At 38.8% G+C, this 11,039-nt stretch carries 11 protein-coding genes and 1 tRNA gene; all 12 read right to left on the bottom strand.

What is annotated here, in order from left to right; translation table 11 throughout:
* Positions 1-14: 14 nt before the first annotated feature.
* Entirely contained in the window at positions 15-1,031 is a 1,017-nt protein-coding gene (locus V7108_RS19415) for a serine/threonine protein kinase (protein ID WP_335569150.1), read from the bottom strand.
* A complete protein-coding gene (locus V7108_RS19420) occupies positions 1,000-1,737 on the bottom strand; it encodes a vWA domain-containing protein (protein WP_335569135.1) in 738 nt (245 codons plus the stop codon). Before V7108_RS19420 ends, V7108_RS19415 begins: the two co-directional genes overlap by 32 nt.
* 95 nt (positions 1,738-1,832) lie before the next feature.
* Positions 1,833-4,313, bottom strand: a complete 2,481-nt coding sequence (spoIIE, locus tag V7108_RS19425; RefSeq protein ID WP_335569136.1) for a stage II sporulation protein E — start codon at positions 4,311-4,313, stop codon at positions 1,833-1,835.
* Between the two features lie 407 nt (positions 4,314-4,720).
* Positions 4,721-4,794, bottom strand: a tRNA-Met gene (locus V7108_RS19430).
* A gap of 148 nt (positions 4,795-4,942) precedes the next feature.
* Positions 4,943-5,386 carry a S1 domain-containing RNA-binding protein gene (locus V7108_RS19435; RefSeq protein ID WP_335515786.1) on the bottom strand — a complete coding sequence of 148 codons (444 nt, stop codon included), beginning with the start codon at positions 5,384-5,386 and terminating at the stop codon, positions 4,943-4,945.
* Between the two features lie 87 nt (positions 5,387-5,473).
* Positions 5,474-5,866 carry an FtsB family cell division protein gene (locus tag V7108_RS19440; RefSeq protein WP_335515783.1) on the bottom strand — a complete coding sequence of 131 codons (393 nt, stop codon included), beginning with the start codon at positions 5,864-5,866 and terminating at the stop codon, positions 5,474-5,476.
* 15 nt (positions 5,867-5,881) lie between these two features.
* Positions 5,882-6,514, bottom strand: a complete 633-nt coding sequence (yabQ, locus tag V7108_RS19445; protein WP_335515780.1) for a spore cortex biosynthesis protein YabQ — start codon at positions 6,512-6,514, stop codon at positions 5,882-5,884.
* A complete protein-coding gene (gene yabP, locus V7108_RS19450) occupies positions 6,511-6,813 on the bottom strand; it encodes a sporulation protein YabP (RefSeq protein WP_090767943.1) in 303 nt (100 codons plus the stop codon). The genes yabQ and yabP overlap by 4 nt, the downstream gene beginning before the upstream one ends.
* 91 nt (positions 6,814-6,904) lie before the next feature.
* Entirely contained in the window at positions 6,905-7,174 is a 270-nt protein-coding gene (locus tag V7108_RS19455; RefSeq protein ID WP_335515778.1) for an RNA-binding S4 domain-containing protein, read from the bottom strand.
* Positions 7,175-7,190: 16 nt separating this feature from the next.
* Positions 7,191-8,657 (bottom strand): nucleoside triphosphate pyrophosphohydrolase, encoded by a 1,467-nt coding sequence (gene mazG / locus V7108_RS19460; protein WP_335569137.1) that lies wholly within the window; start codon positions 8,655-8,657, stop codon positions 7,191-7,193.
* Between the two features lie 6 nt (positions 8,658-8,663).
* On the bottom strand, positions 8,664-10,286 hold the full coding sequence (locus V7108_RS19465; protein WP_335515772.1) for a putative polysaccharide biosynthesis protein: 1,623 nt from the start codon (positions 10,284-10,286) through the stop codon (positions 8,664-8,666).
* A 163-nt stretch (positions 10,287-10,449) separates the two neighbouring features.
* Positions 10,450-10,986 carry a stage V sporulation protein T gene (gene spoVT / locus V7108_RS19470; RefSeq protein WP_335515768.1) on the bottom strand — a complete coding sequence of 179 codons (537 nt, stop codon included), beginning with the start codon at positions 10,984-10,986 and terminating at the stop codon, positions 10,450-10,452.
* Positions 10,987-11,039 lie beyond the last annotated feature (53 nt).

Genomic DNA, 11,039 nt, shown 5'->3' on the forward strand with positions numbered 1-11,039 from the left:
TTTAGTTTCAAAAATCATAGAAGTTTTTGAAATACATACAAAGAGTACATAAACGCAAGGAAAATCGTGATGATGAGCGTTTCCATCCAACCGCTCTTTTTCTTTTTTCTTCGGTAAATCTGTCTGGTTTTAGGTTGTTGCTGCATGCCTGATGTGCTGAATTTTTGTTTTTGTATCGTACTTTTGTTACTAGCTGCCGCTGATTTAGACAATGGGTCATGGCTTTCCTTATCAATAAATAATGACATTAATTCCGTTCTCATTTGAAGCGCACTTCCGTATTGTCCCTGAAGTGCTTTAACGATGACCTTTTCAATTGGAAGTAAATCTTTTTGTCTCCTTATCGCTTCTCTAAGCTGCGATAATCCGCCTGTTGTCTTATTAAATCGTTTTGGATAGGCTGTGTTTATCATAATCATAGCAACTGCAAATAAATCATAGGCAGGGTCTGCCTTCCTTGTTCCAAGTCCCCAATATCCTCGATCATAAAACTCAGTGAATTCCTTAATGGCTCTTCCTTTTAGTGTCGTTCCGCCGACATCTATACACCGTATTCTTGGGGTTGGTCCAGTAACAATTAGGTTTTCTGGCTTTAGGTCTCCGAATACCCAGCCATTATCATGTAATTTATTCAAGTCCTTTAATAATTGAAGAAAAAGAACCGTTGTCCATGATTTGCCTTTTGTTTGGATAAAGGTCAACAAGTCAGGTCCTTGTATATATTCCATGGCATAAAAAGAAATCTGCCCGCGATTACTAGTCCAATCATCGACATCAAGTAAAGAAGGTCCGAGGGTTGACCCTTGGACCTTTGCAAACGATCGTAATACATTGACCTCAGAGGTAATGGACATTCCGTTATCGCTCATCTTTAACGCTACCTGCGTATTTTTAAACCTCGCAAGATAGACAATGCCGTTTGCTCCATATCCTAATTCCTTTAAAATGGTATATTTGTTCGAATGCCATTTCCCAGTGATTACTGTGCCAGGATTTACTTTACATCGACTCTTCGAGGAATGATTCATCATCACCGTCCATAAGGCTCCTTAATGATCGTTTTGAATTAAATGATGAAAGTGCTGTTCGGATAGCAGGACCTGTGGGGGTAATACCTCCTGTTGTCAGTTGAGAGAAGATACTTGTCAAAGATTGTAGCTTTGGCGTCCAATCTAGAATTTTTTCGACATCATTCTTTTTCCCGGGAAATACAAAAACAGCAAACTGATTATCACCTGTACGTGCATTCAAGCTTAGAGAAAGATCAAGTAGTGCTTCTTTAACCGTAGGAAGCTTGTGTTTCATACTTGCGCTGGTATCGACAAGAATCAACACCTCTAATTCGACAGTCTCTCCAAGTTCGTCGACTACCTCCATTACTTCCCCTCTTTTTTCAGGAGGAAGATCTTCAATGGTTTGTGAACGACCAAGAATTTGTTGCAATTCCCTGTTTACCACACCTTGAATGGTCTGTGTCATTGCTTTCCGTGTGACCATTTGAACGGTTTGGGAGAGGGCTTGAGCATAAACAATTTGACTAACTCCGCCACCGGACATTGCTATTCCTTCAATTTCCGTCATTCCCTTTTCATCAATTACATCCTGCTCCATTACGCCAATTACATTTACGGAGATACCTTGTTCTTTCGCTAATGCGGCCATGGCAACAGGGTCTTCCCCTTGATTCGAACAGCCATCCGTTATTAATAGAATCTGACGAATTTTACCTGTATACATACTCATTCTCCCTCCACTTATCGAGTTACTTCCATTTTCGACACGGTGGAGGGGATTTATACATAATGAAGGGATAAACCGGACAAAATAGTTGATTAAGCTCTTTTCTTCATCTTTGTAACAGGAATACTTGCCCATTTAGGGGTATTATGTTTTATTTTCGCTACAGCTATGGTCATATCATCTCCAATCATGTTATCTCTGGAACGAATCACTTCTTCCAGTATTAAATCTGAAATTTCCTGAGGGTCGTCTGTTTGTAACTCTTGTATTTTCCGTTTCATCCACAAGTCATAATTCTCCACATGCTTAGGACCCTCAAATATTCCATCACTCATCATAATAAGCAAATCTCCTGCCTTTAACTGCTCACTTACTACATCCACCTCAAATTCTTCTAAAATACCAATCGGCAGATTGCTTGCTTGAATTTTAATTACTTTATTTCCCCTTTTGATAAAACTTGGAGTTGAACCGATCTTTAGGAATTTAGCTGAAGCGTTTTGCAGGTCAATCATAGCTAGATCTAATGTTGCGAAAATTTCATCAGTCGTTCGCAGCGAAAGAATGGAATTAACAGATTTAATTGCCACCTTTTCCTCAATACCTGATTGAAGTATTTTTTGTAACAGCTGCAATGTCTCTTTGCTCTCATAATGAGCCCTTTCGCCATTCCCCATGCCGTCACTAATAGCAATGGCGAATTTCCCCAAACCTAATTCCATCGTTGAATAGCTATCACCCGATACAAAGCCTCCGTCCATTGCAGCGTGAGCCATTCCGGTTTCAACGGTAAAGGCTTTTGAGGAACGAAAGACTACATGACAGAAACCATTTGGATAGGCAGCACATTCTTCAGAAGTAACAATAATTTGTTCTCCAAGAATATCAGATAGCATTGGGGCTATTAATTTTTCACACTCACCATGCCCATTACAGAACGGAACAGACATTTCAATATCGACATTACCGGATTCTAGACTATAAATCTCGACATGCTCGACATGCATTCCGAAAGCTTGAATCGCTTCCATTATTTGTTCTTCCTGTTTATGGTGGTTCTCCCTTTCGCGCTGAATTTCCTTAGCGAAATTTTCCATTACTTCTGATACACCAAGAAGTTGGTCTGCAACCAGCTTCCTGCTTTCTTTAACTTGTTTCTTTAATTTTTGGTTAGCTTGATAAAAGGTTAGTTCCTGCCCAATGGCCTCATATACTCTTTTCGATCGGGTGCAGTACTTGTCCCACTCTCGTGATAGTCTTGTTGAAACTACCCCATCGTTTTGGTCCATCTCATGAATAATTTCCTCAAGGTAGCCATAGGTTGAAGTAAAGTTCTTTGCCCAGCACTGCTCCTTCTTGAAGCATGTGTTACATGTTTTCTCGGTTACATGACTCATAAAATAGTCCATTTCACGTTCATGGTCATCATCACCCGGTTTTTCTTCCATTTGAGAAAAACTTTTTGAAAGGGCATTAAAAACATTGGAAAATTGAGCGACCCTTTGCGCTGTAACATCACGCATTTTTCTCATGTATTTCTGCTGCTCAGTTGTATACTCAGGTGTACCAGGAATATATTTTGCCAATCTAGAAGTAAATACTTGCGGGGTAAGCAGGAAAAGGACAATTGCAGCGGCCGACTCCAATATTGTAATCGTTAAGCTTTCTGTACCACCCTCTTGGCCATACATTCCAATTAGGAGAGTGGCAATAAACAGTCCAATCGCAACCCCTACTTTTTTTCCTTCCTTTAATAAGCCGCCCAGCACCCCTGAAAAGGCTAGCAGACTCATATGATAGAAGCTTGAAACACTAGCAAGACTAAATATTAAACCGGTTACGACCCCTACTGTCGAACCGACAGTTGCACCAGCAATAAATGAAAATACTAAAACTAGATAGCGGGACATAATATGTTCAAGTGATAAATCATAAATTTTCCACCCAATGGTACCCGTCATAATGGAGGCAAGCATAATGATTAAACAAACAATTTCCTCTGTTTTTAATAATTGCCTGCGCTTATTTAAAATTAACAAGGGGATACTCTGTAAAAAGATGAGCGTTAGGATAAAGGCCAAACTTGCCTGAACACCAACCATCATTGCGTCATATAATGACAATTGTCTAGAAATAATAAAAGCTTCCGCAAACTTCCCTATTCCAAGAATGATGGCCACAAAAAATGGAATCATTCTCATTTCATTTTTTATCCACTTCTCACTTATCCGATAAATTACTAGAAATAATACCGATACCAAGAAGGTAAAGGCTGCATTCTTTAAGGATATGGTGGCTGCTCCAGCAACGAGGCCCACTAAGGCTAGCGGGGAGCGATCCCTTTTTATTAAAAAGACTGCAGCGAAGAATGGCAGACTGAAGGGAGCAAGCGTGGACAATATCAAAGCCCTTCCTAGTAAGAATCCTACCAAAAGTAAAAGATAACCTTTTATTAAGAAGAAAGATTCAACTTTTAACTGGATTTTTTTTATGATACTCTCCCACGTCCATTTAGTGGATTGAAAGTTAACCTCTCCGACCGGTTCTAGTAAACTCCGTTCTAGCTTTTCCATCTTTCACACTCCTCTATTAATTCTCGTTAACAGCTATTATAAGTTTAATAGAATTAGAAGTTTGTCAAATTAGTGAACATTCAGAAAATTTTGTTCGACGGTTTTCACTATATTCATTCAAATAATGTTTGAATATTGGTTTGCTGTCGGAATTCGGAGTTTTTTACATAAAAAAAAAGAAGCACCGATTATAAAAATCGATACTTCCTTTTCGTATGTCTAGCTGCTGCGCCTAGGCGCTTTCGCTTTTCGTACTGTCTAGCTGCAACGCCTAGGGGCTCGGGTCATAAGCCAATCCGTCAAGAAGGTTAAAGAGCAACCTTCATGCCGGCTCGTCTTATGCCTGTCGCCCCTGAGAAAAAATGAACTGCTTTTTTCCTTGAGCAAGGCGCTTTCACTTTTCTATATAGCGGCGGAGGGGATCGAACCCCCGACCTTACGGGTATGAACCGTACGCTCTAGCCAGCTGAGCTACACCGCCAAGTATTAGGCACAAATTATATAATACATAGAGTAAGAAAAGTTGTCAATAAGAATAACGAAAACAAGAAAGACAAGCCGCTAGGACCTGTCTTACAAAATAGGAAATTATTTAAATGTCTGCTAGATTCAAACAAATAAACAGCAAGTTAACCCCTTCTAGCTCCTCTTCCGCCACGTTTGGATTCAGTGTGGCGTTTTAAAGAAGTTAAACGATCCTCACTATCTTTTAAAAACTTCGCCATTTTCGACTCAAACGTCTCGGCTCTTGGAGCATTTCTATCATTCTGTCTTCCCTGGCGAGGGCGTTGTGAATGGGAGTTCGAGTGTGAGTGGGACCTTTGCTGAGCCTCTGGTCTATCTTTTGCCTTTTTTATGGATAACCCAATTTTCCCATCTTTCTCGACATTGATGACTTTAACCTCTACTTGGTCACCAACTTTAAGATGATCATTGATATCTTTCACATAATTGTCAGCAACCTCACTGATGTGTACGAGTCCAGTTGAGCCATCAGGCAGCTCCACAAAAGCTCCGAAATTCGTTATCCCTGTTACCTTTCCTTGTAACTTGCTGCCTACTTCGATTGACATAAAAAAATTTTTCCTCCTTAAGAATTAAAAAAATCATACATATCTTATATTATACAAAATGGGAAAAATAAGTGTCAATAAGACTAGTTATTGGTTGTTTTTACCTTCATTCTCTTCAGGAATATTGAAGATAATTTCACCGTTTTCCGAGAAGAAATATTCTTTTCTAGCGAGCTTGGCCAAGTATTCATCATCATTTAATTTGACGATATCCTCGTTTAGAATTTCCTGTTGTTTTTTCAATTCTGACAGCTGTTGCTCTAGTTGTTCTTTTTGAGCTACTTTTTCTTCTAATGCTGAGGACTGGGAAATAAAGCTACTGATCATTAAATAAGACATGACGGCCGCAAACACTATAAATAAAGAAAGTCTTCGATAAAGTAATTTCCTTTTTCTAGCAGATGCAATTTCGGCTATTTCTTGCTGGTGTACATAGGTTGTCTCGATTTTTGCTATATTCTTATCTCTAACTGTACTCAATTTCCCATCCCTCCTTTACTTTTTTGGTTTTTTCCATTTTTTAATTAACTTAAATAAGTAATTCTTGATTTCCATAAAAATTCCTGCCGCTCTATTATATAACTTCTCGACGTATTTTTTAATACCTTTCGGCAAAAGTTTCCATATAATCCATAATATTTTCCCAACTATTGTCCACAGGACTTTGAAAACAAATAATACAATCTTTAAAACAAATTGAACAAGGGAAAAAAGCCCCCTGCCAAGTAGGATCACTATGGATATCACCAATTGGATGAGACCTAGGACAGGTTTATAGATGATCAGCAGGAATGCCCTTCTCATAAATCGGTAAATGGCAATTACGGTATTTATCATAAATTCAAGTGATTTCAAATAAATACCTTTAAATAAACTCTGATAAGCAGCAAAACCACAAAGAAGTGCTACAAAAATATAGAAACGCAATTCTCCATTGTTAACAAGGAACAAAATATAAAAGATGATTAGTGCCTGAATGACCCAAAATAACAAGTCATTAAAAAAAACAATCCAAGAATTTCGATTAGGACGATCTAAGAATCGCTGATAGGTATCAAACATTGCTCCAAACAGGGACCCCATTCCGATCATCGAAAGCATGGTAAGGAATTGGGTAGACAGTGTCATCGGAATAACTTACTAAAGAACCCTTTAGCTTTCTCCCCATGCTGTTCATCTAAATAAACCAAATCAAAGATTTTTCCCTTAATGGAGACAATTCCCTTTTCAACGTCTAGATTTTTCATTTGCAGGTTTTGCCCTTTAATAGCTAAAAAGCCCATAGAAGTTTCCAATAAGAACTCTTCATTATCAAAGCTTTCTACTTGTTTAACACCTGTTATATCGAGGAGTTTTCTCCCTCTCATGATAACATCATGCTCTGGAACAGTGCTTTTAACAGAGTTTGTTTCATAATATTGGCTCATCATTCATCCCTCACAATCCATTTGTACATCCATTTACTACATTTTTATGTAATGGATAAATGAATTAGAACAAGCCTTTTTACTGCCAAGATTAGAGCTGTGATTCATTCAGTCTTTCGTCTTTAATAATCGTATACATTTCAGCAGCTGCTTCTTTTCGAGTTGTATCTTGAATAACATCAATTCTTGCTGTAACAAGCCTTTGTCCAAGGCGAATCGTTAGCTCGTCACCAACTTTGACAGTCGTACTTGCCTTCGCTTCCTTCCCGTTCACAAGAATTCTGCCTTGGTCGGATACTTCCTTTGCGAGCGTCCTTCTCTTAATTAATCTTGATACCTTTAAATACTTATCTAATCTCATAAAAGCTCCTCCAATCTTAAAGTCCGTTTGCTTTTGCTTCATCCCAGAACCGATCAAGTTCTTCCAAGGAATAATCTTCTATTGGCTTATTACTGTTTTTTACTTTTTCCTCAATAAACCGGAACCTTCTTATAAACTTTTCGTTTGTCTCAAATAATGCCTCTTCTGGATGAATGTCTAAAAACCTCGCAACATTTACGAAGGCAAAAAGAATATCACCAAATTCCTTTTTTGCAGCCTCCAGATTCTTAGTCTCACCTGTCAACTCATCCTCGAATTCCTTTAGCTCCTCTTTTACCTTCTCTAAAGCAGGTGTAATCTCCTGCCAATCAAAGCCAACCTTTGCCGCTTTCCTTTGAATTTCATATGCCCTTACCAAATTTGGCATCGCTTTAGAAACTCCATCCAGCAAAGAGGCTTCCTTTTCCCCTTTTTCTTGCTTTTTAATTTCCTGCCAATTCAGGAGTACTTCTTTTGAGTCTTCTGCTTGTTTATCACCAAATACATGTGGATGCCTGCGAATCATCTTTGCGGAAAGAATCTCAATAACATCTTCAATCGCAAAATATCCTTCATCCTCACCAATTTGAGCATGAAGCATCACTTGAAGCATGACATCACCAAGCTCTTCTATTAAATGGTCAATATCACCACTATCAATGGCCTCAATGACTTCATACGTTTCTTCAATTAAGTATTTTTTTAGAGATTCATGTGTTTGTTCTTTATCCCACGGACAACCATTCGGGCCTCTTAGTGTTGCAATGATACTGCGCAGCTTAGAGAAGTTTTTAAGCATAATTTGTTCATCCTGTACGGGAGGAACATAAACTGAAGTAAGGTTATCAAGGGTAACCTTCCGATCCAGCTCATATAAAGGAATCCGATCAATTTGTTCCTGGCTGCTCCCAGCGGCACGAACAATCACAACTTCGTAATCATCAGGAAGCCTTTCCATTAGAGTCAGCTTAATATTTGAGGCTACAAATTGGTCATAAACTTGACTAATGAAGATATGTTGATCGATTTGCAGCTGGCTGGAATGAAGGGAAGTACCATCAAGAAGTTGAAAACCGTCGACTGGATCAATTTTTAATGACTGAAAAAGAGCATCGACAAAACTTTGTCCGCCGCCAATTAAAATTTCAACATTCTCTTTTGGACCGTATTCCAAGAGCAATTGCACTGTCCGCTCAGCAACCAGCGGGTGACCAGGCACCGCATAGATTACCTCTTCTCCATTTGCCTTTTGCAGTAAAGTTTGGACAATCTCTTGATAAACGTCCTCAAACTGATCATGTTTTTCATAGATGGAATCAAAGGAAGTATAGCGGAAGTTCTCCTTTTCCAATTCCATCACAACAGGGTGTTCTTTGGTCCTCAAATAAACATGAGTTGCCTGAACTAATTTTTTATAAATACCAAAAGGGAGTTGATCGAGGTCTCCAGCTCCCAAACCGAGAATTTCAATTGATTTGCCCATAAATAGTTAACTCCTATTCTTTTTGGATAATAAAAGGCTCAATTTGCTCCCGAATGGAAATAATGATAGTTCCTTCTCCAAAAAGACTCCTCCTCTAATGATAATAAATAAGAATAGGAACCCTCCCGAAAAAGCACCGCCAAGAGCTTTGATTGTTGCCATTATTCTTTCAGTACCTGCTGGTATTGTAATCATATCAATTAGGGCCAAGCTGCCTTTTAAAAATAACACCATTACAACAGCTGCTGACACAATGACCCCAAGAAATTGAAGGGTTATCAGCGAAAAGGACTGCATTTTTTTAAATTTAACATATAAAAGCAAGCTAACCAGCACTAAGGTTGATAGGGAAGCATAAGCTGCTCCCGCTGTTCCAAATACGGGGACCATTAATGCATTAAAGCCGTACTTTAAAGGAAATGCAGCAAGCACTGCTGCTGCTGGAAAAAACAATGAACCTAACCCCTGCATAATCGCAATAATCGTGGTGATGATGGAGCTAAGCAAGATGACAAAACTAAGAATTCCTAACACGGAGGAACCTGAGTTATTTTTAAATAACATAATATTCACAGGTTCGATAATTGCCCATAAGCCTACCGATGCACCTACACCAATCACGATACTTACCCTAATGGCGAGCTGAATTTTATCCTTAAGGAATGAGTAATCCTTTTTCATTCGTGCACTTGTTATTAAGGGAACAAGCGATAAGGACATGGAAGCTGCAATAATCGTACCTAACTGGATTAATGGCTGCCCACGGTCAAATATGCCCTTTAACCCTTTTGCCACATCCTGTTCATAACCACTTTCTGTGAGTAAGGAATATAGGTTCAATGCATCTGCCATTTGAATAAAAATCATTAGCATTCCACTAATACAGATCGTAAGACCTTGAAAGGTTAGGGCTTTTACAATCTCTCCTGCCTCTCGATAATAGCCAAGGAGCATTCCTTTCCTTGGAGCGATTATTTTCCATTCTTTACGAATCCAAAGGAATGTAAACAAAATAATGGCTGATACCATACTTCCTGTAATTGAGCCAAACATGGCGCCACCGCCAATGAGATAACGCGAATATCCTAACTCTGTTAAAATATAGGCAGAAAGGAGAATCGTAAAGGCTCGAATTAATTGTTCTCCTACCTGAGATAAGGCAGTCGGAAGCATATCCCCCTTTCCCTGATAGTACCCTCTTAGGATAGAAGTAATCGGGAAGAGTAAAAAAACGATGGAAACAACTTTCAATAAAATCGCTAACTGCTCATCATTCATCCATAATGCAATAAAATCTGCACCTAAATAAAGGATTAAAAAACAGATGAGGCCAAATAACTGTAAAATGACAAATGACACAAATAAAAGCCGTCTCGTTTTCTCATGATCATTTTTCGCCTTTTGTTCTGCATACAGTTTGGATATCACCACTGGAAAACCAGTAGTAGCCAGCACCATAGCCAGTCCGTAAAACGGGTATACTTGCTGATATATGTAAAAGCCAATATCACCGACAATGTTTTGAAACGGAATCCTATAAACAGCACTTAGAATCTTAGTTACTAGTGCTGCTGCCGCTAAAATAAAAGCCCCCCTAAAAAGAGCTCTCGATTGATTTACTGGCTTCATTTCTAATCTCCTTAAATAAACTCGAGAGTATTATATCACAGTTTAAAAGGCGGAAGCGCGCGTTAAGCCAAGTCCACAAGTTACTTTAGACGATAGCAGGATTTCACATAAATAAAAAAGACAGCAAAGGCTGTCTCTTTTATTTGTAAGTATACTATTAGTTCTAGGACTCCATTTGTCTTGCTAAAAATCCAGCTGCTGTTTCAACAGCCTTCTTCTCTACTTCACCAAGTGTACCCTCTTTTGCATAAATGATTACCGCTCCGATTGGGTCACCATTTGCAATGATTGGCCCAATTGTATAAGATGAGATGGTTTCATCATTCCCATCAGCCAACGAGATATCACCTTGTTGGGTTACAAGAACGGAATTGCGCTCTTCCATGGTTTTTTCCACTAGATCGCTTATATTTTTATTTAAATAATCTTTTTTCGAACTACCTGCTAACGCAATATAACTATCTCTATCACAAATTAGTACCGGATTCCCGAGGCTGTCAAAAAGGGCTTCTGCATATTCTTTGGCAAAATCGCTTAACTCGCTGATTGGTGAATACTTCTTTAAAATAACTTCCCCATCTCGATCTACAAAGATCTCTAACGGATCCCCCTCACGGATACGCAGTGTTCTGCGTATTTCTTTGGGAATGACAACACGACCCAAATCATCGATTCGACGAACTATTCCAGTTGCTTTCATCCAATGTTGCCTCACTTTCATCTGATGATTTTAACTAACCTGGTTAGTGACTA

It is taken from the genome of Neobacillus vireti, assembly GCF_036962345.1.
Classification (GTDB): Bacteria; Bacillota; Bacilli; order Bacillales; family Cytobacillaceae; genus Neobacillus; species Neobacillus vireti_A.